The organism is Chromobacterium sp. INPA-IVC, assembly GCF_059047085.1.
In genome coordinates, this window is record NZ_JBTNLS010000002.1 from 360,562 (window position 1) to 385,717 (window position 25,156).

The following is a 25,156-nucleotide window of genomic DNA, read 5'->3' on the forward strand; positions in this document are numbered from 1 at the left end:
GGGATAGTTTCTGTAGCGGGACATTATATGTGGTGGCCACGCCCATTGGAAATCTGGCCGACATCAGCGCCCGCGCGCTGGCATCGTTCGAGGCCGCGGACGTCGTCTGCGCCGAGGACACCCGCGTCACCGGCCAGCTGCTGTCCGCCTACGGCATCCGCGCCAAACGGCTGGTCAGCCTGCGCGAACACAATGAGCGCGGCATGGCGGAACAGGTGGTGCGCTGGCTGTCCGAAGGCCAGATCGTGGTGCAGGTATCCGACGCCGGCACCCCGGCGGTATCCGACCCCGGCGCCCGGCTGGTGGAGGCGGTGCGCGCCGCCGGCCACCCGGTGCGCCCGCTGCCCGGCGCCAGCGCCGTGATCGCCGCGCTCTCCGCCAGCGGCTTCACCGCGCCGACATTCCAGTTCCACGGCTTTCTGCCGCCCAAAAGCGGCGAGCGCCGCAGGACGCTGCAACAATGGCTGTCCGCTCCCCACCTCACCGTCTGCTACGAAGCGCCGCACCGCATCGTCGACGCGCTGGAAGACATCGTGGCCGAACTGGGCGGCGAGCGCCGGGTGATGATCGCCCGCGAGCTGACCAAGACCTTCGAAACTTTCCGCGCCAGTCCCGCGGCCGAGCTGCTGGAATGGGTGAAAGCCGACAGCAACCAGCAGCGCGGCGAAATCGCGTTGATCATCGACGCCGCCCCCGCAGCGGAAGCCGACGCCGACGCGCCGCCGGCCGAAGCGCTGCGCGTACTGGAGATCCTGGCCGCCGACCTGCCCACCAAGCAGGCCGCCACCCTGGCCGCGCAGATCACCGGCGCCAACCGCAAGCAGCTGTACGACCACGCGCTGAAACTGAAAAAAGACTGAGCGCCAACTATTTACAAGCGCTTGGCGCAGGGTTAAGATTCGTTCTCTCGCAGATGTCGCCCGGATGGCGAAATTGGTAGACGCAGGGGATTCAAAATCCCCCGCCGCAAGGTGTGTCGGTTCGAGTCCGACTCTGGGCACCACAAGACATCAAGCGAAGCAAACAACCGCACGGCGCAAGCCCTGCGGTTTTTTGTTGTCCGTTTCGGGCCAGAGCCCTCCCTCGTCCCAGGCGGGGCTGAGATGTTGCCCTCCCCTCGCATCCCCCTGCCCGACATGCCTCAATCGAAGCCATTCCTATCTGCTAGCGCGGCTCGCGCCCTGCCCCAACTCACTAGCATCAATGGTTGACTAACGCTCACTGTGCTTAGAGATTTTCTCAGTAAACGTTGGGCTTTATGCTATTCAGTTCGATTGACCCTGACAGGTCATAAATACCTTTAAATATATGCACCGAAGACTACTGAGGCATATATCAACACTTACCCTTTTCACCAAATGACGTTGCCCGCAGAGTAAAAATTGAAAATTTAAAACAGATTACCTTAATGTCATAAGTGTGGGATGCAGCTAGTTAAAAATACTTAGATACTTATTACTTAAAAAATTCTATAACCGAAGCTCCAATCTGACTATCATTGATATATTGTTGAAAATGAAGAAAAGCCATGTCGAAAGTAAATATAAGCTTACAGTCTTTCTTATAAAAAATAGCTACACAGACATCGACACCTTTATAAATGCCATAGGATTTGAAACTATTGACATAAAAGAAGATGGCGAGGAGCTTGGCAAGCTTATCTACAAAGGAGGCTTCAAAAGTGAGCCATCGTGGGTATCTATTTTTAAAGGACAAGAAGGATTTGATTCAAGCTCAATTTTCAATCTAAGCTCAAAAGCAATATTTTTGCATCAGCATGCGAATAGATGGTTTTGCTTTACATTTGGTTATGCTCGCCACCTTATAGATGAGCATGCTTATGAAAGAAATTTTGGACTAATAACAGCACTCAACATTGGAGATCCATCAGCCATTACATCGATTGATAAAACAAATATAAGCCACATTTCACTTCACTCAAAAGAACAAGCCACAAAAGAAATTGAGCTAACTAGTTTCGAATTCAATGATGAAACTGACATACTTAAATCAATCACAGCAAAAGTACCAAAAAATGAAAGCATCAAAGATGAGGAAACATTATCAGGAAGAGACTCCGTAACAATATACACTAGGGCTTCAATAAAAAAATTCCCAGCCATTGCGGAGCGGCTTTATTGTGCATTTAATGATAACAAATATAAAGAACGATACCCTTGGCTAGACAAAATAATAGAAGAAAGAGATTCAACTACTATTGAAGAACTAGACTCCACTCTGATTGCCTACATCATCAGAGGGAATTTTGAAAAAGTATGGCTTGCAATTCCAGAGGTGATTTCATGGGAAGAAATTGATGGATTTACATTTAAAGAAGGTCAGAACAAGTCTCATAGCCTGAGAATTTACCCTGAACTAGATATCTCAGACTGGATAAATCAGCTACGTGATAAAAATACGTTATCCATATCACAACTAAAATCAAAACGAATATGCGCACATCGCATAGACAATGGCCCATCATATAAATGGAGCGTGTATCGCTGCCTCAATGCTGAAATTGATTTAAATGAGAAAAAATACATATTGAACGATGGAAGTTGGTATAACATTGAACATAATTTTGTTCAAGAAGTTAACAACTACTTTAGCACCATCCCAGATTCTGATATTTATCTACCACCGTACCATTCAAAAACAGAGCCAGAGTATTTAAGATCAATAGCAGATGAAGATTCACGATATGCACTAATGGATCAAAACAATATCATGATTGGCGGGAAATTAAGTCGCATCGAGTTCTGTGATTTATATTCGAAAGAAAAAGAAATAATTCATGTTAAGAAATATTCTGGATCGAGCGTACTTAGCCATTTATTTTCCCAAGCACTTGTTTCTGCAGAGTGCCTCCTTCACGATATCAAATTCAGGAAAGATGTTAACGAACTCTTGCCTATGGATTTTCGACTACCGTCCCCAGAGGGTCGACTGGACCCGAGCCAGTATAGTATCTGCATTGCAATAATGTGCAAATATAGTGGGCCACTTGACATACCTTTCTTCAGTAAAGTTAGCTTTAAAAACGCAGCAGTATCATTAAAAAGGCTAGGATTTAATGTTTTCAAGCTAAAAATTAATAAAACATAATCGCATGGTGGTAGGTTGAACTGAACCATGCAAAGCCTAACGTCCACCGCGTCATTAAAGGCCTGGTGTCCGCTTCGCGGACAATGATTTAGGTGCCGGTCCCGCCCGGCTGAACGGGTCCATTTCTTTTGCTTCGCCAAAAGAAATAGACGAAAGAAAAGGCGACCCAACAGCGCTGCGAAACCCCGCCCCCAAAGCCCTTCCCAAGGCGCCGCCGAACTCGCGGGGCGCTAACGTCGCCCCGCTCAAACAGACTGCGGCTTAAAACCTTGAAAAGGGCTTCGGAGTCGGCTTGCGCTGATGGGATAGGGGCAAGTCGGTTCGGCTCTATAATCGACTAACCACGCCCATTCGCTATTCATCGCTCACAAAACGCAAACACGTTTGCGATGCGCCCCAATCCCTTCAAGCCTGCCGCCGGGTGGCAGACCCGAGGTTTTAAGCGGCTGTCTGTTTGAGCCCCGCGACGTTAGCGCGGGGCGAGTTCAGCCGCGCCTCGGGCCTGACAGGACCCGGCGGGAAGCCGCAGGCCAGGCTTGCAGGGTGGCCTTTAGGGGTGGAGGGGATATTTGGCCACGCAAATATCCCCTCCCTGCCGCCGGGCAGCCCCGGCAATCCAAATCATCATCCGCGCAGCGGATTCTACGTACCGCTTCAAAACCTAGCCCCACTCCTACCCCATCAGCTTGCCTGACAAGCCTTCCAGCCGGATAATCTCACCCGTGCCCTTCAATAGCGGCACCGGGATTGGCGTCCCGCATTCAGGCGGACTTGTGTGCAAGGCTGGACCTTGTCGCGTCCGTACACCATCGCACGTCCTCTATGGCGGGCCATGGTGGGAGCATCTATGATGCGCCGCTCCTGGATCGGTACGCCAATCCCGCCATGTGCCTGCCACCCCTACTTGGCGTTGGGGTTGGCAGGGTTAAGCACCTATCCAGGAGGGTTTTGCCATGCCTAGCATCACCCGCAGTTCGTCGCGCCTCGCGTTCTCCCTGAACAACCAAGCCCCCACGCATCCGCCCAGCCTATTGGCCATGACCCGGCTGCATGAAGCCTTTGCCGCCTTGCAGGAGCAGTTGGCCAATAAGGACCAGTCCAAAGTCAGAGAGCCGGCCGCGCGCGTCGCGCATTTGTGCCAGGACATCGAGCAGGCAGTGGTGGAATCCATCTGCCACTTGGCCCATGGCCAGTTGGGTTTGCAGTCCGTGATCGATCTATTGGCTTGCCTGGGCGACGACGTGCGCCTGCCGTCCAGCCGCATCAAGGAATTGCTGGAGCCGCTGGATAAACGGATGAACCAGTCTCTCACCCTGCTCACCCGCGTGCTGTAAGCCCTGCTCCATAAATGCCAACAGCCAGCTGCTTCACTACGGCTGGCTGTTTTGGACTCTTCGATGCGTCGGCCGGTGCCATGCCCGGCGGGAAGACGGCGGCATCGACTGGTTTCTGGCCGGGTATCGCACCCTGCGCGCTACATTTACGACACGCCTGCCTCCCATGGCCCGTCGGCCTGTTTATCGTCATAATCCGCCGTTTCAAATCAAGCGGCGCCGCCCATGAAACCACTCATCGCCATCCTGCTGCTGTGCTGCGGCTTCGCCCAGGCTCAGGGCTTTCCGGCCGGCGTATTCGGCCACGAATACACCGCGCAAGCCGGCGAACCGGTCTGGAACCTGCGCCAGGTTGGCGATGGACTAGCGTTGAGCGGCAATGACGGAACCGCGCCCGTATTGCTGCACAATTTATCGGCAGAGGAACGGGCCGCTTTCTGGCAAAAGATGGGATGGCCAGCGGCAAGCAGCGCGGCGGCGCAATGCGCCGGCAATGGCGACGATCTGTTTTGCCAGGTGCCCAAGCGCGTTCGCGCCGGCATTGCCTGGCTGAAAGACAATGGGTCGGACTTTTTCTATTACAGCGAGATGGCCGGCGTGATGGAAATCAGCCGGCTGCCGCCGCGCTGATTTCCCGCCGCCACGCCTTGTTTCCGCGCCGCGTCAGCGCCCCATCTTGCGCAAGGCGGCCGCCCTCGCCTCAAACTGGGCGAAGCGCTGCTCCAGCCGCTGTTGCTGCCGCGCCTTGTCCGCCGGGCTGAGGAAGGAATAGCGGATGCTGTTGTAGACAGTGCGCTTCAGCTCGTCGTACGAGGGCTGGTAGCGGTTGACGTACAGCAGGTATTCATTGCTGATGTCGCTGCGCGACACGCCCTCGTCGTCGGTGGAGATCACGAACGGCACGCCGTACTTGCGGTACAGCAGGATGGGATGCGCGGCGCCCTGCACGCCCAGGATGAACTGGTTGCTGGTGAGGTTGATTTCCACCGCCACGTCGCGGCGGCGCATCTCGTTCAGCAGGCTGTCCGGGCGGCTTTCGTGGCCGACGTCTATGCCGTGGCCTATCCGCTGCGCGCCGGCCAGCTCCACCGCCAGCCGGATGTGGTCGCGCAGGCCCTCCGGCGGCACCATGCCCAGCACCAGTTCGCCGGCGTGCAGCGCCAGCTTCACATCGGGAAAGCGCTGCTTGAGGAAGTGGATCATGCGCATGTGCAGTGCGTAATCGCGCATCGCCACGATGCCGTTTTCCGGGCCGACGATGTTCAGGCCCACCACCAGCGGGTTGTCGTGCGCGGCGGCGAAGCCGGCGTACAGGGCGGAGAAGGTGGCCGACGGCTTGTTGTTGCGCGAGACATAGGTCTGGAAGCGCAGCGTGAAATCGTCGTCGTCCATGCCCTGGGCGAAGCCGGCCAGATCCTGCCGGTAGCGCTGGACTTGCTCGGCGGTGGAGGCGTCCGCCGCCAGCGCCGCCGTGGCCTGGCCCAGCGCCTGCTCGATGGCGGCCGGAGCGGCGTCCGGAGCCAGGCTGTCCAGATTGACGGCCAGCGCGCTGTTGCCGGATGGCGCGCCGCGCAGCATGGTTTCCAGATATTGCAGATTTTCCGCCTTGGCCCGGGTTTTCAGCAGCTGCAGGCCCTCGCGCGGCGAATAGCCGGAAACGCCGCCGAAATAGCCGAAGGTGTCGAAAAACTGCTTGTCCGGCGGGGGCTGGTCATGGCTGTGGTTGTCGAAATCCTTGTCCGACCACAGCGTCAGCAGCTTGCGGTACAAGGCGTTGTCGTCCTTGATCTGGCTGCCGCTCAGGCAGGGCGCGCCCGGTTGCGCCTGATCCGGCTTGGTTTCTATTCTCAGCGTGGTCGGGTAGACACAGTACTTCTGCTTATCCACCCAATCGAGATAGGTTTCGGCGTACAGCGCGCCGGTGTAGTGGTGATGCAGATCGCCGCCCTTGGGCAGCATATTCATCAGCATGCCCAGTTCGGCCCCCCGCCCCTTGTCGGCCAGCAGCTGCTGATAATAGGCGCGCGTCGCCTGGTAATTCGTCTTTTGCTGCGCCGCGCCCAGCGGCGCCTCCGCCCGCGCGCCCAGCGGCAGCAGCGACAGCGACAGTTGCAGGCAGGCCAAAGCCAGTATCGATTTCACATTCGCTCCCATTCGCATTTTGACAACGACATAACCGTAACAGCGACGAAGGGAAACCGGAAGGATGGCGGCGTGGCAGCATGGCCAGCTGGACAAGGGCCAGCGGCCCAGACAAGAAGCGTACCAGCCGTAACAAAAAATAAGAAAAACAGCTATTTAGGATAGCTATAAAAGACCGATATAAAGCACAAGAAGTCCCGATCATCTCACCATGGAGCGACGCATACCGGCAAACTCAGGCGAACCTTCCGATCCCGCACTCTGATTGGTTGCGCCGCGCCACACCGCCATCCGCAGCACCCACCAGACCGCTATTCCGGCCAGGACTCCGGCAACGGTCACACTGCGAGACGACAGGCGGCAGCGACGCCAGATTGCCAGCGCTCTGCGCGACAACGCCAACTCAGGCCATCCTCAGCAGGATGGCCTTTGTTATGACAGGCCGGGCCATGCCGTGCGGCTTTTACCAAACTTTTACCGTTTGCCGCGGCACTCGGCGTCCTGTGGCGGTCTATTCCTGTTTCGTCATCTCGCGCAGGAAAACCGCCACATGCTGCAGAACTACTTCCCCATCCTGCTGTTCATCCTGGTCGGCCTTCTGGTCGGCGTATTGCCGCTGATGCTGGGCAAGCTGCTCGGTCCCAACCGGCCGGACCCGGAAAAGCTGTCGCCGTACGAGTGCGGCTTCAATGCCTTCGGCGACGCGCGAAAGCGCTTTGACGTCCGTTACTACCTGGTGGCCATCCTGTTCATCCTGTTCGATCTGGAAGTGGCGTTCATGATCCCGTGGGCGGTGACGCTCAAGGATGAACTGGGCTTGTTCGGCCTGGGAGCGATGGCGGTGTTCCTGGCCATCCTGGTCATCGGCTTCGTCTACGAATGGAAAAAGGGCGCGCTGCAGTGGGACTGAGCGCGCCCGGAGCCTGACCCCATCCAGCTAGGCCTGCGCGCAGGCCCGCCGCCTCGTCGCAGCGGGCGTAAGCTTGCCAATGATGGCGAGCATGCCCTCCCCGCGCCTGCTCGGATCTCGCGTGGCGGCCCAGGCCAATACCCGCTCCAGCCCAGACAATGCCGCCACGGCTTGAGGACGCCGCCCTCCGCCGTCTCCGCCGCGCGGACGGGAAATCCGACTGGTCGACGGCGGCCACGCTGAGCTCCGGGGCCTGCCGCATGCCGATGCAGCAGCTGGGGCGGTCTCTGAACCGGCCGCGAGGCCCCTTGCGCAATTAATTCACTCCGAAACATCAGCACCAGCACAAACCATTCCTTACGACACTCATGTCGCGTTCTCAGCCTGAAACGGATGGCGCCGCCGATTCACCCGCTCAAGCAGCCCAATTGCAATGCCAAAAGCATCTATTTTTGCGTAAAATAGCAGATTAAGCATAAAAACATCCTCTGCGACGCCAGCGTGAATACTTCTTTCTCCATGATTTGGCCCCTGCCCTGGCTGGCCGTTTTCTTGTCCGCCGCCAGCTGCGCCGACACGCCGCCTGCTTCGGACATCGCCGCCCGCCCGGCAGCGGTCTTCGCCAAGACCCGCCAGGCCTTCGAGCGAAACCAGCAATTGGCGCCGCAGGCCGCCCTGCGCTACCGGGTATTTCCGGCCAGGCCTGCAACCTTCTCGCTATGGCAAACCGGCCCGGCCGGCAAGACCCGGCTGCCGCAGTCTGCGGACACAGGGTTTTCAGCCGCCGCCCTCCTGGACGGATATGGCGTGCAGGCGGTGTCGGAGCGAAGCGGCGGTTTCGCCTGGCGGCCCGACATCCGCACGCCAGGCCTGCCGGACAATGCGCGCCGGCTGGGCGATTTGCGGCTGGAATGCCTGGTGGACGCGCAGGGCGGATTGAATCCGGGCGGCGAGGCAGAACTCTGCGAACCCGGCGAACGCAAAGCCGCCTGCCTGGACGAGGTGGCGAGCTGTCTGCGCCAGGCGTCGCTGGTCCTTCTAGGCCAGATGGAGCAAATGGGCCAGCTGCAGGTGGAGGCCGGCCCTTACCAGAATCGGCCCCGCCACTACCTGTTCATCGCCGATCAACCCCTGTTCTCCATCACGCTGGAACACGGCGATCAGAAGCTGGTGCTGCCGGCGATATGGCAGTACGGCAGCGCGATCACCACCAGTCCTTACGCCGCCTGGCCCTACCCGCGCGAATACCTGTACTCGCTGCCGCTGGAATCGGCGGACTGGCCGGACGACACCCGGGTCATCTTCGAAACCATGGCCAAACAACCATGATGCGCTCTCCTTTTCTTCCCTTTGTCTTCGCCGCCCTGCTGGGCGGCTGCGCCACCGTCGGCAACGCCAGACTGCAGGACGCCGACAATCAGGACATCCGGCAGCTTCTGCTCAGACAGGATGCCGCCGCTTCCGCCCGCGACCGGCTGCAAACCCTGCTTGGCCAGCCCGACGACCGGGTGCGCCTGGCCGCCGGCCGCGAAGTGTGGGTTTACCGCAGCGACAAGTACCAACCCAAGTGGCAGAACTTCACCAACGTGTCGCCGCTGTTCCGCAGCCAGTCCCACCAGACCAAGGAACTGGTGGTGCTGTTCTCCACAGGCGGCCAGGCCTTGCAATGGCGGCTGCTGGACGACAGCCGGGACGAAGACACCGGCCTGGTCAACCGCGCGCTGCGCATTCCCGCCGAAGCCGACAAAAGCTGAATCGGCTCCGCCCCGCCCCGAAACGCCATCCGGCATTCGCTTGTCCGAACGCCTCCGGCGCTCCATCCGCCGCCGCGGTCAGAATGCGCCAGCCTCCCATGCCATTGGCCATGGCTGCTTAAACAGCGCGCAAAGCGCTTCGCCGCCATCAGAGCGACAGCCTCATTCCACTCTTGCGCCGACACAAAAGAGTGGAACAAAAATGCCAGGCTCAATTAATTAAAATCAATTCCGGCCAATAAAAACCACAAAGACGAAACATAATAAAGAGCAATTGCTTCAATTTAGAAAATTGAAATATATGCTCTATTTCAAAGAATCGCAGCCAGCGCTGGCATAGCCAGAACCCGCTCGGCGTACTTAAAACAATTCAAATATTCAGAAAAAATTACATGCGTGAAATATGATTTACCTGCGGCGGCAAAAATCAGATTAACAACAATATGGTTGGTAAATAATTCAAGTTGCGCCCCATTATTTTTTCAATTAGCATCAACGCCCTTTACGGGGGACACCCTCGTAAAACCAGGCATTCCCGCCTTAATTTCCGTGAAAAAATAAAATGAAACACTTGCTGCTGCCCGCCGCCCTGTTGGCCCTCGGCCTGACCGGTTGCGCCTCGATTCTGAACGACCAAACCCAACAAGTTAACGTGTCCAGCTCCACCGGCACTGAAATCAAGGGCACCATCGATGGCCAAGCATTCAAAGCGCCCGGCATCGTCGACCTGAAGCGTGAAAACAAGAACAAGATCATCATGACCGAAACCGAAGGTTGCGCTCAGCAAACCGTCGCGGAAAAAACGGTCGATCCGAAATTCTTCATCAACATCCTGAGCGGCGGCGCGTTCGGCTCCACCACCGACTACTCCACCGAAAAAATGTGGAAGTACTCGGACAACATCGTTGTTTCCTGCCGGAAATAATGAAACTACGCGATATCATCGCCAAGGGCGGCAGCATTGCCGCCCTTTTTTGCTTGCTCGCGGCACACTGCGCCCAGGCCGAAGACAGCCTGCCCGAGCAGTTGATCGCCACGGCGCGCTCCGCGCGTCTGGCCGAAACCATCGAGTGGCAATCTCTGCTGCATAGCCAGAACGGCGAGCCCCTCGTCACCGATCCGGATTTTCTTCTCTCCGGCCAGCCCTTCTCCGCAGCCCGGGAACTCGACGCGACGCTGCGCCTGTTGTACGGCGGCGCTCAGGACGCGGTCTGCCGCTTCCCTGCTCGCTACTGGTGGCTGCGAAAAGCGCTTAACTCGCCGGAATTGCCGCTGGACCAATGCCAGGAAGTGGCGGACTTCCGCGCGCGCGCGCCGATGGACCGCATCAGTCTGGTATTCGCCAGCGAAAACCAGGCCTTGCCCGCCAGCATGCTGGGGCATGCTTTCCTGAAGATTTCCGGCGCGCGGCCGGACGGGAGCCCTCTGGAGCACGCGATCTCCTTCTACACCGACGCCGATACCTGGAACCTGCCCAAGCTGCTGGTGGACAGCCTGCTCATCGGCAAGACCGGCTATTTCGCGCTGTCGCCTTATCACGAGCAATTGCGGCGCTACGTCGATCAGGAGCAGCGCAGCGTCTGGGAATACGATTTGTCGTTCGACGCCTGGCAGCGCGAACTGATCCGGCTGCACCTGCTGGAACTGAAGCGGGCGCGGCTGACCTACTTTTTCCAGAAGTACAATTGCGCGACCGTCATCCACTTCATCATGGGATTGAGCGGCAAGCCGCTGCCGGCCAAGCGCTGGCTGGCGCCGATGGAACTGGTGCGCGAAGCCAGCGACGCTGGCCTGGTCCAGGCCAGCAGGATGATCGCGCCCAGCCGCTGGCTGGTGCGGACCCTGGATGAAACGCTGCCCGCCGCCCGCCGCCGGGAAAACCAGCGCGCGCTGGCGGAGGGCGAAATGCCCGCCGGCCTGGCGCAGCCGCCCAGCCCCGAAGGCTTTCTGCAATTGGAGCACGCGCAGGCGCTCAACCAGCACCTGTACCTGGAACAACAGCTGGCCCGCGAACGCTGGCTGTCCAACGCCGCGCGGCTCGAGGCCCTGGAGCGGGAGCGCTACCCCGGGATGTCTCTGGACATGAGCAAGGGCTTTGGTCCGATGTCCACGCCGCCCTCCTCCCAGGCCAGCCTGTCCTGGCTGCGGCGCGACGGCGAAGACAATCTGGAAATCAGCCTGGTGCCCGCCTCCCATCGCCTGGACGACGACAACCGCGGCTACAACCAGGAAAACGAGCTGCAAATCCTGGCCCCGACGTTCCGGATGCCTCTGCGCGGCGGATCGCCGAGACTGCAGCAATTCGTGCTGTACGGCATGCAGACCCTGCTGCCGCGCGACCCGATCGCCGGCGGTCTGGCGGGACGGCTGAACATCGCCTACCAGCAGCAACTGGATCAAAACTTGCAGGAGCGGTCCGTCGCGCAAATCAACGGCGCGCTCGGCCTGGCCCGGCGCGTCCAGCGCGACGCGGACTTCTACGCGCTGGCGGGCGGCGGGCTCGCCGCCACCGGCAGGCAAGGCTACGCCTTCGGCGAACTGGAAGGCGGCGTGATGGTGCGCGAACTATGGGACATGAAAACCTGGCTGTCGGTCAGCCGGCATTTCAATCAGGCGGACAGCGGCAGCGCATTCAGCCGCGTCAGCCTGCGGCAGATCCGCTACCTGAACCGGCATCAAAGCGTGTCCGCCAGCTGGAAACAGGTGCAGTCTGGCGCCCTCGTCCGCCGCGAATGGCAGCTGGGTTACAAGCAGCTGTTCTGAAAACGGGCGGGCGAAGCGGAAATATTCCCGACACGTAACAACCTGGCCGGGATTATTGTGTACCATTTTAACGTACCCATCCCGCCTGTTCCGCCATGATAGTCCGCAACATTCCGTCCTGGTTCCGCCTGCTGTTCGTCTGGCAAGGCTCGGTGCTGCCGCGCATCCTGCCGCGGCTGATGCTGGTGCTGGCGGTGGCCATCGCCGCCGCCTCCATCCGCCACTGGTGGCTGGCCAGCCTGCGCGAGTCGTCGCTGGGCATCCCCACTTTCACCTTGCTGGGCGTATCGCTGGCGATCTTCCTCGGCTTTCGCAACTCGGTCAGCTACGACCGCTTCTGGGAAGCCCGCAAGCTGTGGGGCAGCCTGCTGATCGTCAGCCGCTCGCTGGGGCGGCAAATGCTGGCGGCGCTGGGCGACGACGCCGACAGCCGCCGCTTCGTCGACGCCGCCTGCGCGTTCGCCTACGCGCTGAAGGCGCAGCTGCGCGGCGACGACGCCGACCAGCACCTGAAACGGCTGCTGCCGGCGGAAGAGCGGGAGCGGATCATGGCCGGCGGCTTCCGACCGGCGCTGATCCTGGCCTGGCTGGGCCGCGAGGCGCAGCGGCTGCAGCGCGAAGGGCGGCTGAGCGAGCTGCAATGGCACGCGCTGGACCGCAATCTGAACACGCTGTCGGAAATACTGGGCGGCTGCGAGCGCATCGCCACCACGCCGATGCCCTTCACCTACCGCGTGCTCTTGAACCGCACGGTGACCATCTACTGCCTGCTGCTGCCCGCCGGGCTGGCCAGCAGCATAGGCTGGCTGACGCCGCCGATCGCGGTGTTCATCGCCTACACCTATTTCGCGCTGGAACAGATCGCCGAAGAGCTGGAGGAGCCGTTCGGCACCGAGGGCAACGACCTGCCGCTGTCCACGCTGTGCCACACCATCGAATCGTCGCTGCGCGAGATGCAAGGCCTGCCGATGGAGACGCCGCCGCCGCCCAAGCGCGGCGTATACCTGCATTGAGCGCCGGGTGGCAATGACATTGGAGTTTGCATAGAATGGACGGCTCCGAACGACCCCCGGCGCCCCCATGTCCCTGACCCGCCTGCTGTTCAGCTTCGTCTCCCGCCATTGGCGCTCCTACATCCTGGCCGCGCTGATGCTGGCCGCGGTGGCGGTGCTGACCGTGATGATCCCGCGCCAGGTGGGCCATATCGTTGACGCGCTGGTGGCGCGGCGGCTGTCCGGCGACGCGCTGCTGATGGAGCTGGGCCGGCTGCTGGCGATGGGCCTGGCCATCTACGCCCTGCGCGTGGGCTGGCGGCTGCAGCTGTTCACCGCCTCGTACAAACTGGGCGTGGAGCTGCGCGGCAAGCTGTACCGCAGCCTGGCCGGACAAGGCCCGGCCTTCTTCCAGCGCCAGCGCACCGGCGACCTGATGGCCCGCGCCACCAACGACATCGACTCGGTGGAGATGGCGGCGGGCGAAGCGATGCTGGCTGGCTTCGACGGCCTGCTGACCCTGGCGCTGGTGCTGGCGATGATGACGCTGGGCGTGGACTGGCGGCTGGCGCTGGCGGCGCTGCTGCCCTTTCCCTTCATGGCCTGGGCCTTCGCCCGCATTTCCGACCACATCCACCGCGAATGGGGCGAGGCCCTCTCCCGTTTCGGCCAGCTCAACGACCATGTGCAGGAAACCCTTTCCGGCGTGCGCACGCTGCGCGCACTGGGGCTGGAGGCGCGCAACGACGCCGAACTGTCCCGGCTGGCGGCCGCGGCGTCGGACAGCAGCTTCGAGGCCCAGCGCTGGGAGGCCGCGTTCGAGCCCGCCGTCGGCGTCGCCCTGGTCACCGCCACCGCCATCGCGCTGGCGCTGGGCGGCTACCTGGTCTGGCACGGCCAGCTGACCATAGGCGCGCTCACCAGCTTCAGCATGTACCTGGTGCAGCTGATCTGGCCGATGTTCGCCGCCGGCTGGGTGCTGTCGCTGCTGCAGCGCGGCGCCGCCGCCTGGCGCCGGCTGCAGCCGGTGCTGGACGCCGAGCCCGACGTCGCCGACGACGGCAGCCGGACCGAACTCGCGCCCGGCGCGTTGGTTTTCGACGACCTCACCTTCCACTATTCGGAAGACGCCGCCGCGGCGCTGCGCCAGGTGTCGGCGCAACTGCCGCCCGGGCAGACCCTGGGCGTGGTCGGCCCCACCGGCAGCGGCAAATCCACGCTGCTGAAGCTGCTGATGCGGCAATACCCGCTGCAACAAGGCGCGATACGCTGGAGCGGGGCCGACATCGACGACTACTCGCTGCAAACCCTGCGCGGCGCGATCAGCTGGGTGCCGCAGGAAGCCTTCCTGTTCTCCGCCAGCGTGGCGGAAAACATCGCGCTGGCGCGGCCGGACGCCGGCCCGCAAGAGATCGAGCGGGTGGCGCGGCTGGCGGCGGTACACGACGACATCCTCCGACTGCCGCAAGGCTATGCGACGCCGGTGGGCGAAAAAGGCGTGGCGCTGTCCGGCGGCCAGCGCCAGCGGCTGGCCATCGCCCGCGCGCTGCTGGCCGACGCGCCGCTGCTGCTGCTGGACGACGCGCTGTCGGCGGTGGACACCGATACCGAGAGCCGCATCCTCGGCCATCTGCGCGAGGCGCGGCGCGGCCGCAGCGTCATCATCGTCAGCCACCGGCTGTCGGCGGTGGCCGACGCCGACCACATCGTGGCGCTGAACCATGGCCGCATCGCCGAGCAAGGCAGCCATGACGAGCTGCTGCGGCAAGACGGCTGGTACGCCAGCCAATGGCGCTATCAACAACTGGAGGCCAGCCTCGATGAAATCTGACGCCAACCGCCTGCAAACCCGCGAAGCGGTCTCCCTGCTCATCGACGCCGCCCGCCCCGACCGCCGCCATCTGTGGCGGGGCGGATTCTGGCTGATGATCGCCGCCTTGCTGGAAGCCGGCGCGCCGCTGCTGGGCAAGGTATTCATCGACAACTACCTGCTGCCGCACCGGCTGGACTGGAGCGCCATCGCCGGCCTGCTGGCCGGCAGCCTGCTGCTGGGCCTGACCGCCGCCGCGCTGCGCTACCGCCAGCTGGTGCGGCTGGCCGGCGTGGCGATGCGCGCGGTGCTGCGGCTGCGCGAGCGGGTGTACGGCCATGTGATGCGGCTGCCGATGGCCTTCTTCGACAAGGCGATCACCGGCCAGCTGGTCAGCCGCGTCACCAACGATACCGAATCCGTCAAAGCGCTGTACGTGCAGGCGCTGTTCGTCATCCTCAACAGCAGCATCGTGGTGCTGGGCGCGCTGGCGGCGATGGCCTGGCTTGACTGGCGGCTGATGCTGGTTTCCCTGCTGCTGTTCCCGGCCACCCTCGCCATCGTCTGGCTGTACCAGCGGCTGAGCGCGCCGTCGGTGGCCCGCGCCCGCGCGCTGCGCAGCGACATCAACGCCCAGATGGCGGAATCCATCTCCGGCATCTCCGTGCTGCAAGCCAGCAACGCCGAAGGCCGCTTCATCGGCCGCTTCGACGACACCAACCAGCGCTATTACCACGCGCGGCTGCGCGAGCTGCGCGCCAACGCCTGGCTGCTGCGCCCGGCGCTGGACCTGCTCAACGTGCTGCTGCTGGTCGCGGTGATCCACAGCTACGGCCAGCGCCCGCTGGACGGGCTGGAGATCGGCGTGCTGTACGCCTTCGTCGGCTACATCGGCCGGGTGGTGGAGCCGCTGATCCAGATCACGCTGCAATTCGGCCAGCTGCAGCAGGCGGTGGTGGCCGCCAGCCGCGTCAGCCAGCTGTTGGCCGAGCCGGCCGCGCCGCAAGCCTCGGAAGCCGGCCATGTCGCCGACGGCGCGGTCAGCTTCCGCGGCCTGCGCTTCGGCTACCAAGCCGAGCATCCGGTGCTGCACGATCTGAGCCTGGATATTCCGGCCGGCAGCTTCATCGGCATCGTCGGCCACACCGGCAGCGGCAAATCGACGCTGCTGTCGCTGCTGCTGCGCTTCTACCGGCCGCAGCAAGGCGAAATCCTGATCGACGGCCAGCCGCTCTACGCCATCGGCGACGCCGCCTTCCGCGCCGGCGTCGGCCTGGTGCCGCAGGACCCGTTCCTGCTGGCCGCCAGCGCGCGGGAAAACATCGACATGGGCCGCGGCCTGCCGCAAGGCGAGATAGAGGCCGCCGCCCGCGCCGCCGGCGTGCACGAGCTGATCCTGTCGCTGGAAAACGGCTACGACAGCGATATGGGCGAGAGCGGCGCGCGGCTGTCCAGCGGCCAGAAGCAGCTGATCGCCATCGCCCGCGCGCTGGCGGGCAAGCCGCGCATCCTGCTGCTGGACGAAGCCACCTCGCGCATCGACAGCGAAACCGAGCAGCTGGTGCAGCAGGCGCTGGCGCGGCTGGCCGGCAAGATCACGCTGATCTCCATCGCCCACCGGCTGTCCACCATCCGCGACGCCGACGCCATCGTCGTGCTCAACCACGGCCGCATCGCCGAATCCGGCGACCATGACGCGTTGATGCGGCACGGCGGCATCTACCACAAGCTCTACCTGCTGCAGCAGCTGCAGCCGGAGGAGCAAGATTGAGTTTGGAACTGCGCGCCGCCATTCGTGCCGAAGTGGCCGCCATCATTGCGCTTGATGAACTGGAAGCGGAACACCTCCAGGCCTCGCTAGCCTGGATAGATTCGGACGCCGAGTTGTACCGGCGGGAAAAGCCAGCCACACCGCCTGAACACCTATCGACCTACTTCGCGCTGATGGACGAGACCGGCATGCTGCTGGTGGATCACAAGAATGCCAGACTGTGGCTGCCCCCCGGCGGCCATGTCGACCCCGACGGACACCCCCGCGACACAGTAGCGCGCGAGTTGTTCGAAGAGCTGGGCGTCAGCGGCTTGCCTGTGCCCGCCGCCTCATTCATCACCCGCACGGAAGTCGCCCGCCGCCATCTGGATGTGACGCTGTGGTACGCGCTGCCGGTTTCGCGGACGCTGCCGCTGCGCTACGACCAGACGGAGTTCCACGAGGCGCATTGGTTCGATTTCGACCAGTTGCCTTATTCTGACAGCGACCCGCATCTGGCGCGCTTCGCCGCCAAGTTGGCTAAAATAATCGCTTGAACCGGGCCGCGCCGCGGCCCTTCCCCATACCGGAGCTCCGATGCTACGCCCGCCCGCCCTCGCCAGCCTGCTCTGCCTGTCGCTGACCGCCCTGTCCTGCCATGCCGACGATGGCAAGGATCTCGATCTGTCCATCAGCACCGAGCTGATGACGCGGCAAACCTCATACGGCAATTCGTCGCGGCTGCAGCCCAGCGTGGACCTGCAATACCGCACCCGTTTCGGCGCGCTCTACGTGCAGGACGGCGAAGGCGGCTGGGCGCTGCCGGCGCCGGCCGGCTGGGTGTCGCTGGGCGTGGCCAGCGAGCCGGCCTGGAGCCTGGGCGGCGGGGTGTCGCAGAGCCTGGCGCTGGCGCGCTACGGCTTCGACCTGCCGCGCGACGGCAGCCTGTCCTTCGGCTACGCCAGCCGCATCGGCGACAGCCATCCCGGCCAGTTGCTGGTAGCCACGCTGGACGCGCCGCTGGGCGACTGGATGGGCCAGAAGTTTTCAGTGCTGGGCTGGGCCAGCCTGGCCAACCAGAAGCGCCGGCTGGGTTTGAATCACCATGACGACGGATCTGGCTGGCAGCTGGAGCAAAGCAATCTGTTGCTGGTGATGTCGCACCCGCTCTCCCGCCACTGGACGCTGGACCTGGGCGCCGGCAGCCGCTGGGCCGCGGAAAACACCGGCGAGCATACCGCCGGCTGGCAGACGCTGCTGGGCTTCACCTGGAAACTGTGATGCGCTTCGATCCGCTGCCGGCAGAAGACTGCCTGATAGACAGCCACTGCCACCTGGACGCGCCGGAGCTGGCGCCGGACGTGGACGGCGTGGCGGCGCGCGCGCGCGCGGCGGGCGTCGGCCAGCTGCTGGTGCCTGCAGTGATGGCCGACACCTTCGATGACGTGCTGGCGATGCGCGAGCGCTACGGCTGCTGGATCGCCTTCGGCCTGCATCCTATTTACCTGGACCGGCATCTGGACGAGCACCTGGCCCTGCTGGACGCGTACCTGGCGCGGCATGCGCCGGCCGCCGTCGGCGAGATCGGCCTGGACTTCTACCTGCCGGAGCTGGACCCGGCGCGGCAGGAGGCGCTGCTGGTCGAACAGCTGAAGCTGGCGCGCAAACACAGCCTGCCGGTGGTATTGCACGTGCGCCGCTCGGTGGACCGGGTGCTGAAATACCTGCGCGAGCAGAAGATCGAATGCGGCATCGCCCACGCCTTCAACGGCAGCGAGCAACAGGCGCAAGCCTTCATCCGCCAGGGCTTCAAGCTCGGCTTCGGCGGCGCGATGACCTATAGCGGCTCGCGCCGCATCCGCGCGCTGGCGGCGACCTTGCCGCTCTCCAGCCTGGTATTGGAAACCGACGCGCCGGACATCCGCCCGGAGTACGCGCAGGACGCGCCCAACGAGCCGTTCCAGTTGGCCCGTTTCGTCGAGGTCCTGGCCGAATTGCGCGGCATGGAGGTCGCCCCGCTGCGGCGGGCGCTGCGGAACAACACCTTGGCGGCGCTGGCCCTGAACTAAGCGCCCGGCAAACAAAAGCCCCGGACTTGCCGGGGCTTTTGTTTGCGCGGAGCAGGGCCGCTCAGGTGCGGAAACGCTGCAGGCAGGCGTCCAGCTCCTCGGACAGGCCGCTCAGCTCGGTGGCCAGCTTGCTGGCCTCGGTGGCCGCCTCGGTGGTCTGGCCGTTCATCTGCGCGATCTGCTCGACATTGCGCGCCACCGACTGGCTGGCCAGGCTCTGCTCCTTGATCGCGTTGGCGATGTCGGCGATGCGTTGCACCGATTGCTGGGCCAGCTCACGAATCTGGCCCAGCGCGTCGGCGACGCTGGACGCGCTGACCACGCCGTTCTCGATCCGGCTGTTGGCCTGCTGCATGCTCTGGTAGGCGCGCTGGGTGTCGGCCAGCACGCCGTCGATGTGGCTGGAGATTTCGGTGGTGGCCTGGCTGGTGCGCTCCGCCAGCTTGCGCACCTCGTCCGCCACCACGGCGAAGCCGCGCCCCATCTCGCCGGCGCGCGCCGCTTCGATCGCCGCGTTCAGCGCCAATAGATTGGTCTGGTCGGCGATGTCGTGGATCACGCGGACGATGTCGCCGATGTCGGCCGAGCGCTGGTTCAGGCCATCCATCACGGTGGCGGTCTCGGTGATGGTGGTGGCGATCTGGCGGATCTCGCCGGCCGCCTTCTGCGCCAGCTCGGTGCCGGCGCTGGCCTGCTCCATGGTCAGCCGCGCCTGGCGCTCGACATCCTGGGTGCTGTCGGCCACCAGATTGATGCTGACCGACATCTGCTCGATCGCCGCCGCGCCGCTGGAGGCGGCCTCAGACTGGTGAACGGAGGCCGACGACACGTGTTCGCTGACGCCGGACAGCTGGCCGGCCGCCTGCGCCAAGCTGGCGGAATGCTGCTGCGACTCCACCACCACCGAGCGCACGCTGTCCACCAGCTTGCCCAGCGAACCAGCGACGCTGCCCAACTCGTTCTGGCCGAAATCCGGCAGCTGCAGCCGCAGATTGCGCTGGTCGGCCAGCTCCTGGCTAGCGTCGCGCATCTTCAGCAAGGGCTGGCGGATGGACGAAATAATGTACCAGGCGAACAGCGCGCCGACCCCCAGCGCGATGATGATCTCGGTCATCAGTTGGCTGCGCACCGTGGTGGCGGTGGCGTCGATCTGGTCATCCAGCAGGCCGACCGCGTCGGCCGCGGCCTTGGCCAGTTCTTCGGCCGTGCCTTCCATCTGGTGGATGTTGTCCTTGTACTTGTCCAGTTCGTGGTTGGCGTCGGCGGTGGACGCCAGCTGCTTGCCCTCCACCTGGGCCGACACCTTGCCGAAACCGTCGGCGTAGCCCGCCAGCAGCGTGCCGAGCTTGGCCAGCTTCTGGCTGGCGCCGTCGTCCAGCGGATGACTGCCCGCCTGCTGGATCGCCTTCTGCGCGCCGGCCAGCGCTTCCTTCCACTTGCCCTGGTACTCGGCGCGCTTGGCGTCGCTGGCGATATTGATGAAATAGTCTTTCTCGAAACGGCGCAAATTGCCCATGCTCCGCTGCAATTCGACGATGTCGGTATAGAACACCAGTTCCTGCGAGCTGACCTCGGCCGCGCGCCGGGTGATCTTGTTCAGTCCCAGCTGCGTGAACACGCCGGTGAGCACCAGGGCCGCCAACAGCAGCCCGAAGCCGAGGGTAATCCTGGCCGCGATAGAAAAATTCCGCATTGTCACTTCCCCACACCCGATGAGATAAATAGTGGCCGGGCTGAGCCCGGTCCGTTTTGTGCAGCGATTCTAGATGAGCGTCCAGCCGGCCTGCCAGCCACGGCATTCTGAACGGCTAAAATCACGCCATATCAGTGGCAAAAAGCTCAAAAAAAAACCGGCATCATGGGATGCCGGTCTTGTTCTTGATTCTGGCTAGTCTCAGGCCTTGAGCTTCTTGAAGCTCCTGGCGTATCCCAACACACAGATGAAGAATAGTGTACTGATCAGGACTTCACACCATGCCAATCGCTGCGACAGGCCATGGTCGGCCCAACCGCGCATCACGCCCTCGATGAAGAACCCCAGGATGAACATGCTGGACCACTGGTAGGTGTAGAGTTTGCCGGCCAGAATGCCGCGCAGCGGCAGCAACAGCAGCAGCGCCTTGAACGCCAGGAAGGAGCCTTCGGGGCGCAGCGGCGCCAGCCACAGCTCCCAGGCCAGGGTCAGCGCGATCAAGGCGATCAGCGCGGCGGACGCGCCGGCGCGGCAGGCTTCGCGGCTCATGGCGCGGACTCCGCCTGCTCCCGGGCGCGGGCCCTGCGCTCCAGCAGCGCCGCCACCAGCACGCCGGCCTCGAACAACAGCCACAGCGGCACCGCCAGCAGCGTCTGCGACAGCACGTCAGGCGGCGTGACGATGGCCGCGACCACGAAGGCGCCGACAATCACATAGGGCCGCGCCTCGCGCAGCTTGGCCACCGTCACCACCCCCATCCGCGTCAACAGCACCACCACCACCGGCACTTCGAAGGTGGTGCCGAAAGCCAGGAACATGCCGAGGACGAAGGACAGGTATTTGTCGATGTCGGTCATCATGCTGACGCCGGCCGGCGTCACCGCGGACATGAAGTGGAACACCACCGGGAACACCAGGAAATAAGCGAAGGCCATGCCGGTGAGGAACAGCACCAGGCTGGCCAGCACCAGCGGCAGCACCAGCTTCTTCTCGTGGCTGTACAGGCCCGGCGCGATGAAGGCCCAGACCTGGTACAGCGTATTGGGCAGCGAAATCAGGAAGGCCACCAGCATGGTCACCTTCATCGGCACGAAGAAGGTGGACGTCACCTCGGTGGCGATCATGCTGCCGCCCTGCGGCAACGCGTCCAGCAGCGGCTTGGCCAACAGGTGGTAAATGTCGGACGACCAATGGAACAGGCCGAGAAACACCAGGGCGATGCCCAACAGGGCGCGCACCAGCCGGGTGCGCAGCTCGATCAGGTGCGCGAGCAGCGGTTGTTCGTTCATTCGCGGGCTTGTGATGCGGAGGGTTGGGAAGCGGGCCGGTGCGCCGGCGCGTCGTCGAACAGATCCAGCTGATTCTCGTCGCGCGGCGGCGCAGCGTCGGCCTGGGCGGCCGGCGCCTCCTCAGCGGGGCGGGCCTCGGCCTCCCTCGCCTCGGCGTCCGGCTCGAGGCCGCCGTGTATCGTGCGCTCGGCTTCGTGGAAAGGCTCGGCCGCCTCATCGGCCAGCGCGCGCGCGTCGGCGGCGCCCTGGTCTATCGTGTCGCGGACCTGCTGCACCTCGGCCTCCAGCTGGCCGCGGAAACTCTGCGCGGCGTCCTGCAGATCCTGCCGGATGCTGTCCAGCCCCTGCAGATTGGCCTGCTGCTGCATGTCGGCCTTCACATTGGCGACGAAGCGCTGCGCGCGCGCCACCAGCGCGCCGACGGTGCGCGCCACCGTGGGCAGCCGCTCCGGGCCCAGCACCACCAGCGCCACCACGCCGATCAGGACGAATTCGCCGAAACTGATGTCAAGCACGCCGCGTCACCACGTCATTTCTTGTCGGCTTCGCCGTCGATGATGCGGCCGGCGTCCTTGGCCGGCGGCTGGCCTTCCTTGGCGCCTTCGTTCATGCCTTCCTTGAAGCCCTTGACCGCGTTGCCGAGGTCCTTGCCGATGCTGGGCAGCTTTCTGGTGCCGAACACCAATACCACGATCAGCAGCACGATCAGCCAATGCCAGATGCTCAGAGAACCCATTGTGACTCTTCCTTGATGAAAATACGGGAGCCGCGCTCAGCCCTTGTGGCCGAACACGTGCACGTGCAGATGGAATACTTCCTGGCCGCCGCCGCGGCCGGTGTTGATGCCGGTCTTGAAGCCGGACTCCAGGCCCTGCTCCTTGGCCAGCCGGGGCGCCAGCGTCAGGATCTTGCCCAGCACCGCCTCGTGCTCGGGGCCGCAATGGGCCAGCGAGTCGACGTGCCGCTTGGGGATGATCATGAAATGCACCGGCGCGATCGGACGGATGTCGTGGAAGGCCAGCACGTCGTCGTCCTCGTAAACCTTGTTGGCGGGAATCTGGCCCGCCACGATCTTGCAGAAAAGGCAGTCGCTCATCGTTGGTATTCCGTAATCAGGCTGTGGGGTTGCGCGAGGCCTTCTCGTCCAGGCCGGAAATGCCCTCGCGGCGGTGCAGTTCCATCACCACGTCTTCCGGACGCAGGCCATGATATGTCAACAGCACCATGGTATGGAACCACAAGTCGGCCACTTCGCGCACCAGATGCAGCTTGTCCTTGTCCTTGGAGGCCATCAGCGTTTCCGCCGCCTCTTCCGCCACCTTCTTCAAGATGGCGTCCTCGCCCTTGTGGAACAGCGAGGCCACATAAGACGATTGCGGTGCCGCCTCGCGCCGGGCCTCCAGCGTATCGGCGATGCTCTTCAACACGTCCGGGGTCATATCCTTATCCTTTCGAGCCCTGTTCAGGCCCTGATGCCCGCCAGCCTTCCAGTATACGGCGCGGGCATGACATTCTGACAAAGCCGGTCCGCCATTGTAACCCGGCCGGCGGCGCCGGCGTTGACCGGCCGCAATTCAGGGATGGTAGATGGCGCGCGGGTCTTTCAGCACCGCGTCCACCGTCGTCCAGCCGCCGTTCTCGAAACGGCGGTAGAAACAGCTCTCCCGTCCGGTGTGACAGGCGATGCCGCCGATTTGTTCGATCTGTATCACGATCACGTCGCCGTCGCAATCCAGCCGCAGCTCGCTGACGTTTTGCAGATGGCCGGACTCCTCGCCCTTCTTCCACAGCTTTTGCCGCGAGCGGCTCCAGTAGTGGGCGATGCCGGTGTCGGCGGTCAATTGCAGGCTTTCGCGGTTCATCCACGCCACCATCAGCACCCGGCCGCTGGCCGCGTCCTGGGCGATGGCGGTCACCAGGCCCTTGTCGTCCCACTTCACTTCGTCCAGCCAGCTCATAGCCTCACCTCGATTCCCGCGTCGCGCATCGCCTGCTTGGCTTCCGTCACCGTGTATTCGCCGAAGTGGAAGATGCTGGCCGCCAGCACCGCATCGGCATGGCCTTCCTTCACCCCGTCGACCAGGTGCTGCAGATTGCCGACGCCGCCGGAGGCGATGACGGGGATGTTCACCGCGTCCGACACCGCGCGCGTCAGCGGCAAGTTGAAGCCGGTCTTGGTGCCGTCGCGATCCATGCTGGTGAGCAGAATCTCGCCGGCGCCCAGCGCCTGCATCTTGCGCGCCCATTCGACGGCGTCCAGCCCGGTACGGTTGCGGCCGCCGTGGGTGAAGATTTCCCAGCGGTCGTTCTCCGGCGTCACCGCCTTGGCGTCCAGCGCGACGACGATGCACTGGTTGCCGAAATGATCGGACGCTTCGCGGACAAATTCGGGATGGGTCACCGCGGCGGTATTGATGCTGACCTTGTCCGCGCCGGCGTTGAGCAGGCGGCGGATGTCGGCGACGCTGCGCACGCCCCCGCCGACAGTCAGCGGGATGAACACCTGCTCGGCCACCGCCTCGATGACGTGCAGGATGATGTCGCGCTGGTCGGAGCTTGCGGTGATGTCGAGGAAGGTGAGTTCGTCGGCGCCCTGCTCGTTGTAGCGGCGGGCGATCTCCACCGGGTCGCCCGCGTCTCGCAGGCCCAGGAAGTTGACGCCCTTGACCACGCGGCCGGCGGTCACGTCCAGACAGGGGATGATGCGTTTGGCAAGCATGTGCGTTTCCAGAAAGCTTCAGGCGCGCCGAGGCGGCGGGACATGCCCGCCGCTCCCACGCGGTCAGCCGGCTCAGCCGGCCAGTTCGTCCGCCAGCGTCTGCGCGGCGGCGAAATCGATGCTGCCCTCGTAGATGGCGCGGCCGGTGACCGCGCCCTCCACGCCCTCGTCCGCCACCGCGCACAGCGCGCGGATGTCGTCGAGGTTGGTCAGGCCGCCGGAGGCGATCACCGGAATGGTCAGCGCCTGCGCCAGCTTGACGGTGGCCTCGATGTTGACGCCGGTCATCATGCCGTCGCGGCCGATGTCGGTGTAGATCACCGAGTTGACGCCGTAGTCCTCGAAGCGCTTGGCCAGATCGATCACGTTATGGTTGGTGATCTTGGCCCAGCCATCGATCGCCACCATGCCGTCCTTGGCGTCCAGGCCGACGATGACCTGGCCGGGGAAGGCGTCGCAAGCGTCGTGCAGGAAGCCCGGCGTCTTGACCGCGGCGGTGCCGATGATCACATAGGACAGACCCATGTCGAGATAGGCCTCGATGGTGTCCAGATCGCGGATGCCGCCGCCCAGCTGCACCGGCATGTCCTGGCCGACTTCGCCGAGGATGTCGCGGATCACCGCCAGGTTCTTGGGCTTGCCGGCGAAAGCGCCGTTCAGATCCACCAGATGCAGGCGTCGCGCGCCCTGGTCGCGCCAGTGGGCGGCAACCTTGACCGGATCGTCGGAGAAGATGGTGGCATCGTCCATTGCGCCCTGTCTCAGGCGCACGCATTGACCGTCTTTCAGGTCTATCGCGGGTATCAGCAGCATGGTGCTAGGT

Annotated in this window: 26 protein-coding genes and 1 tRNA gene; 16 read left to right on the plus strand and 11 right to left on the minus strand. The window is 63.1% G+C overall.

What is annotated here, in order from left to right; genetic code table 11:
- Positions 1 to 29 precede the first annotated feature (29 nt).
- The 5 genes from rsmI (at position 30) to ACX17K_RS04540 (ending at position 5,072) form a co-directional block, all read left to right on the plus strand.
- Complete coding sequence (gene rsmI / locus ACX17K_RS04520) at positions 30 to 860, plus strand: 16S rRNA (cytidine(1402)-2'-O)-methyltransferase (protein ID WP_046158532.1); 831 nt, start codon at positions 30 to 32, stop codon at positions 858 to 860.
- A 58-nt stretch (positions 861 to 918) separates the two neighbouring features.
- A tRNA-Leu gene (locus ACX17K_RS04525) sits at positions 919 to 1,003 on the plus strand.
- A gap of 512 nt (positions 1,004 to 1,515) precedes the next feature.
- Entirely contained in the window at positions 1,516 to 3,108 is a 1,593-nt protein-coding gene (locus ACX17K_RS04530; protein WP_493774002.1) for a TIGR04141 family sporadically distributed protein, read from the plus strand.
- Positions 3,109 to 4,061: 953 nt separating this feature from the next.
- Positions 4,062 to 4,442 (plus strand): DUF1484 domain-containing protein, encoded by a 381-nt coding sequence (locus tag ACX17K_RS04535; RefSeq protein ID WP_347751680.1) that lies wholly within the window; start codon positions 4,062 to 4,064, stop codon positions 4,440 to 4,442.
- Positions 4,443 to 4,667: 225 nt separating this feature from the next.
- Positions 4,668 to 5,072 carry a hypothetical protein gene (locus ACX17K_RS04540; RefSeq protein WP_493773865.1) on the plus strand — a complete coding sequence of 135 codons (405 nt, stop codon included), beginning with the start codon at positions 4,668 to 4,670 and terminating at the stop codon, positions 5,070 to 5,072.
- A gap of 33 nt (positions 5,073 to 5,105) precedes the next feature.
- Here the strand turns inward: ACX17K_RS04540 and ACX17K_RS04545 are convergent, their stop codons facing one another.
- Entirely contained in the window at positions 5,106 to 6,584 is a 1,479-nt protein-coding gene (locus tag ACX17K_RS04545; protein ID WP_493773866.1) for an adenosine deaminase family protein, read from the minus strand.
- A 550-nt stretch (positions 6,585 to 7,134) separates the two neighbouring features.
- On the opposite strand from ACX17K_RS04545, the gene ACX17K_RS04550 reads away from it, so the two are divergent.
- The 11 genes from ACX17K_RS04550 (at position 7,135) to ACX17K_RS04600 (ending at position 18,632) form a co-directional block, all read left to right on the plus strand.
- Positions 7,135 to 7,494 (plus strand): NADH-quinone oxidoreductase subunit A, encoded by a 360-nt coding sequence (locus ACX17K_RS04550; RefSeq protein WP_021478318.1) that lies wholly within the window; start codon positions 7,135 to 7,137, stop codon positions 7,492 to 7,494.
- A 519-nt stretch (positions 7,495 to 8,013) separates the two neighbouring features.
- A complete protein-coding gene (locus tag ACX17K_RS04555; protein ID WP_493773867.1) occupies positions 8,014 to 8,823 on the plus strand; it encodes a hypothetical protein in 810 nt (269 codons plus the stop codon).
- Complete coding sequence (locus ACX17K_RS04560; RefSeq protein ID WP_493773868.1) at positions 8,820 to 9,248, plus strand: hypothetical protein; 429 nt, start codon at positions 8,820 to 8,822, stop codon at positions 9,246 to 9,248. The genes ACX17K_RS04555 and ACX17K_RS04560 overlap by 4 nt, the downstream gene beginning before the upstream one ends.
- A gap of 571 nt (positions 9,249 to 9,819) precedes the next feature.
- Positions 9,820 to 10,173 (plus strand): hypothetical protein, encoded by a 354-nt coding sequence (locus tag ACX17K_RS04565; RefSeq protein ID WP_343480333.1) that lies wholly within the window; start codon positions 9,820 to 9,822, stop codon positions 10,171 to 10,173.
- Positions 10,173 to 12,011, plus strand: coding sequence for a lipoprotein N-acyltransferase Lnb domain-containing protein (locus tag ACX17K_RS04570; RefSeq protein ID WP_493773869.1), 1,839 nt, complete (start codon positions 10,173 to 10,175; stop codon positions 12,009 to 12,011). Before ACX17K_RS04565 ends, ACX17K_RS04570 begins: the two co-directional genes overlap by 1 nt.
- A 95-nt stretch (positions 12,012 to 12,106) precedes the next feature.
- Positions 12,107 to 13,024 (plus strand): bestrophin family protein, encoded by a 918-nt coding sequence (locus ACX17K_RS04575; RefSeq protein WP_046167675.1) that lies wholly within the window; start codon positions 12,107 to 12,109, stop codon positions 13,022 to 13,024.
- Positions 13,025 to 13,091: 67 nt separating this feature from the next.
- Positions 13,092 to 14,834 (plus strand): ABC transporter transmembrane domain-containing protein, encoded by a 1,743-nt coding sequence (locus tag ACX17K_RS04580; protein WP_493773870.1) that lies wholly within the window; start codon positions 13,092 to 13,094, stop codon positions 14,832 to 14,834.
- Positions 14,824 to 16,584: an ABC transporter ATP-binding protein gene (locus ACX17K_RS04585; protein ID WP_493773871.1), complete on the plus strand. Its 1,761-nt coding sequence runs from the start codon at positions 14,824 to 14,826 to the stop codon at positions 16,582 to 16,584. Before ACX17K_RS04580 ends, ACX17K_RS04585 begins: the two co-directional genes overlap by 11 nt.
- On the plus strand, positions 16,581 to 17,120 hold the full coding sequence (locus ACX17K_RS04590) for an NUDIX domain-containing protein (protein WP_493773872.1): 540 nt from the start codon (positions 16,581 to 16,583) through the stop codon (positions 17,118 to 17,120). Before ACX17K_RS04585 ends, ACX17K_RS04590 begins: the two co-directional genes overlap by 4 nt.
- Positions 17,121 to 17,160: 40 nt before the next feature.
- Entirely contained in the window at positions 17,161 to 17,844 is a 684-nt protein-coding gene (locus ACX17K_RS04595) for a hypothetical protein (RefSeq protein ID WP_493773873.1), read from the plus strand.
- On the plus strand, positions 17,844 to 18,632 hold the full coding sequence (locus ACX17K_RS04600) for a TatD family hydrolase (RefSeq protein WP_493773874.1): 789 nt from the start codon (positions 17,844 to 17,846) through the stop codon (positions 18,630 to 18,632). The genes ACX17K_RS04595 and ACX17K_RS04600 overlap by 1 nt, the downstream gene beginning before the upstream one ends.
- Positions 18,633 to 18,693: 61 nt before the next feature.
- On the opposite strand, the gene ACX17K_RS04605 is transcribed toward ACX17K_RS04600, so the two are convergent.
- The 10 genes from ACX17K_RS04605 to hisA all read right to left on the minus strand — a co-directional run bounded on the left by ACX17K_RS04605 (position 18,694) and on the right by hisA (position 25,146).
- Positions 18,694 to 20,325, minus strand: coding sequence for a methyl-accepting chemotaxis protein (locus ACX17K_RS04605; RefSeq protein ID WP_493773875.1), 1,632 nt, complete (start codon positions 20,323 to 20,325; stop codon positions 18,694 to 18,696).
- A gap of 201 nt (positions 20,326 to 20,526) precedes the next feature.
- Positions 20,527 to 20,874, minus strand: coding sequence for a DUF2069 domain-containing protein (locus tag ACX17K_RS04610; RefSeq protein WP_166439561.1), 348 nt, complete (start codon positions 20,872 to 20,874; stop codon positions 20,527 to 20,529).
- Entirely contained in the window at positions 20,871 to 21,614 is a 744-nt protein-coding gene (tatC, locus tag ACX17K_RS04615; protein WP_347751675.1) for a twin-arginine translocase subunit TatC, read from the minus strand. Before tatC ends, ACX17K_RS04610 begins: the two co-directional genes overlap by 4 nt.
- Positions 21,611 to 22,129 (minus strand): Sec-independent protein translocase protein TatB, encoded by a 519-nt coding sequence (tatB, locus tag ACX17K_RS04620; protein ID WP_347751674.1) that lies wholly within the window; start codon positions 22,127 to 22,129, stop codon positions 21,611 to 21,613. The genes tatC and tatB overlap by 4 nt, the downstream gene beginning before the upstream one ends.
- A gap of 14 nt (positions 22,130 to 22,143) precedes the next feature.
- Positions 22,144 to 22,350 (minus strand): Sec-independent protein translocase subunit TatA, encoded by a 207-nt coding sequence (gene tatA, locus ACX17K_RS04625; protein WP_166439558.1) that lies wholly within the window; start codon positions 22,348 to 22,350, stop codon positions 22,144 to 22,146.
- Between the two features lie 36 nt (positions 22,351 to 22,386).
- Complete coding sequence (locus ACX17K_RS04630; protein WP_021478415.1) at positions 22,387 to 22,710, minus strand: histidine triad nucleotide-binding protein; 324 nt, start codon at positions 22,708 to 22,710, stop codon at positions 22,387 to 22,389.
- Between the two features lie 16 nt (positions 22,711 to 22,726).
- A complete protein-coding gene (locus tag ACX17K_RS04635; protein ID WP_166439556.1) occupies positions 22,727 to 23,053 on the minus strand; it encodes a phosphoribosyl-ATP diphosphatase in 327 nt (108 codons plus the stop codon).
- Positions 23,054 to 23,188: 135 nt separating this feature from the next.
- A complete protein-coding gene (gene hisI, locus ACX17K_RS04640; RefSeq protein WP_493773876.1) occupies positions 23,189 to 23,572 on the minus strand; it encodes a phosphoribosyl-AMP cyclohydrolase in 384 nt (127 codons plus the stop codon).
- Positions 23,569 to 24,333 carry an imidazole glycerol phosphate synthase subunit HisF gene (hisF, locus tag ACX17K_RS04645; protein WP_493773877.1) on the minus strand — a complete coding sequence of 255 codons (765 nt, stop codon included), beginning with the start codon at positions 24,331 to 24,333 and terminating at the stop codon, positions 23,569 to 23,571. Before hisF ends, hisI begins: the two co-directional genes overlap by 4 nt.
- Before the next feature lie 72 nt (positions 24,334 to 24,405).
- Positions 24,406 to 25,146, minus strand: a complete 741-nt coding sequence (hisA, locus tag ACX17K_RS04650; protein WP_166439554.1) for a 1-(5-phosphoribosyl)-5-[(5-phosphoribosylamino)methylideneamino]imidazole-4-carboxamide isomerase — start codon at positions 25,144 to 25,146, stop codon at positions 24,406 to 24,408.
- Between the last annotated feature and the right edge of the window lie 10 nt (positions 25,147 to 25,156).

What these genes read in the sequence shown, in the direction of transcription:
- ACX17K_RS04530 (WP_493774002.1), top strand. Translation starts at nt 1,516, where the DNA reads ATGAAGAAAAGCCATGTCGAAAGTAAATATAAGCTTACAGTCTTTCTT.
- ACX17K_RS04535 (WP_347751680.1), top strand. Translation starts at nt 4,062, where the DNA reads ATGCCTAGCATCACCCGCAGTTCGTCGCGCCTCGCGTTCTCCCTGAAC.
- ACX17K_RS04540 (WP_493773865.1), top strand. Translation starts at nt 4,668, where the DNA reads ATGAAACCACTCATCGCCATCCTGCTGCTGTGCTGCGGCTTCGCCCAG.
- ACX17K_RS04550 (WP_021478318.1), top strand. Translation starts at nt 7,135, where the DNA reads ATGCTGCAGAACTACTTCCCCATCCTGCTGTTCATCCTGGTCGGCCTT.
- ACX17K_RS04555 (WP_493773867.1), top strand. Translation starts at nt 8,014, where the DNA reads ATGATTTGGCCCCTGCCCTGGCTGGCCGTTTTCTTGTCCGCCGCCAGC.
- ACX17K_RS04560 (WP_493773868.1), top strand. Translation starts at nt 8,820, where the DNA reads ATGATGCGCTCTCCTTTTCTTCCCTTTGTCTTCGCCGCCCTGCTGGGC.
- ACX17K_RS04570 (WP_493773869.1), top strand. Translation starts at nt 10,173, where the DNA reads ATGAAACTACGCGATATCATCGCCAAGGGCGGCAGCATTGCCGCCCTT.
- ACX17K_RS04575 (WP_046167675.1), top strand. Translation starts at nt 12,107, where the DNA reads ATGATAGTCCGCAACATTCCGTCCTGGTTCCGCCTGCTGTTCGTCTGG.
- ACX17K_RS04580 (WP_493773870.1), top strand. Translation starts at nt 13,092, where the DNA reads ATGTCCCTGACCCGCCTGCTGTTCAGCTTCGTCTCCCGCCATTGGCGC.
- ACX17K_RS04585 (WP_493773871.1), top strand. Translation starts at nt 14,824, where the DNA reads ATGAAATCTGACGCCAACCGCCTGCAAACCCGCGAAGCGGTCTCCCTG.
- ACX17K_RS04595 (WP_493773873.1), top strand. Translation starts at nt 17,161, where the DNA reads ATGCTACGCCCGCCCGCCCTCGCCAGCCTGCTCTGCCTGTCGCTGACC.
- ACX17K_RS04600 (WP_493773874.1), top strand. Translation starts at nt 17,844, where the DNA reads ATGCGCTTCGATCCGCTGCCGGCAGAAGACTGCCTGATAGACAGCCAC.
- ACX17K_RS04605 (WP_493773875.1), bottom strand. Translation starts at nt 20,325, where the DNA reads ATGCGGAATTTTTCTATCGCGGCCAGGATTACCCTCGGCTTCGGGCTG.
- ACX17K_RS04610 (WP_166439561.1), bottom strand. Translation starts at nt 20,874, where the DNA reads ATGAGCCGCGAAGCCTGCCGCGCCGGCGCGTCCGCCGCGCTGATCGCC.
- tatC (WP_347751675.1), bottom strand. Translation starts at nt 21,614, where the DNA reads ATGAACGAACAACCGCTGCTCGCGCACCTGATCGAGCTGCGCACCCGG.
- tatA (WP_166439558.1), bottom strand. Translation starts at nt 22,350, where the DNA reads ATGGGTTCTCTGAGCATCTGGCATTGGCTGATCGTGCTGCTGATCGTG.
- ACX17K_RS04630 (WP_021478415.1), bottom strand. Translation starts at nt 22,710, where the DNA reads ATGAGCGACTGCCTTTTCTGCAAGATCGTGGCGGGCCAGATTCCCGCC.
- ACX17K_RS04635 (WP_166439556.1), bottom strand. Translation starts at nt 23,053, where the DNA reads ATGACCCCGGACGTGTTGAAGAGCATCGCCGATACGCTGGAGGCCCGG.
- hisI (WP_493773876.1), bottom strand. Translation starts at nt 23,572, where the DNA reads ATGAGCTGGCTGGACGAAGTGAAGTGGGACGACAAGGGCCTGGTGACC.
- hisF (WP_493773877.1), bottom strand. Translation starts at nt 24,333, where the DNA reads ATGCTTGCCAAACGCATCATCCCCTGTCTGGACGTGACCGCCGGCCGC.
- hisA (WP_166439554.1), bottom strand. Translation starts at nt 25,146, where the DNA reads ATGCTGCTGATACCCGCGATAGACCTGAAAGACGGTCAATGCGTGCGC.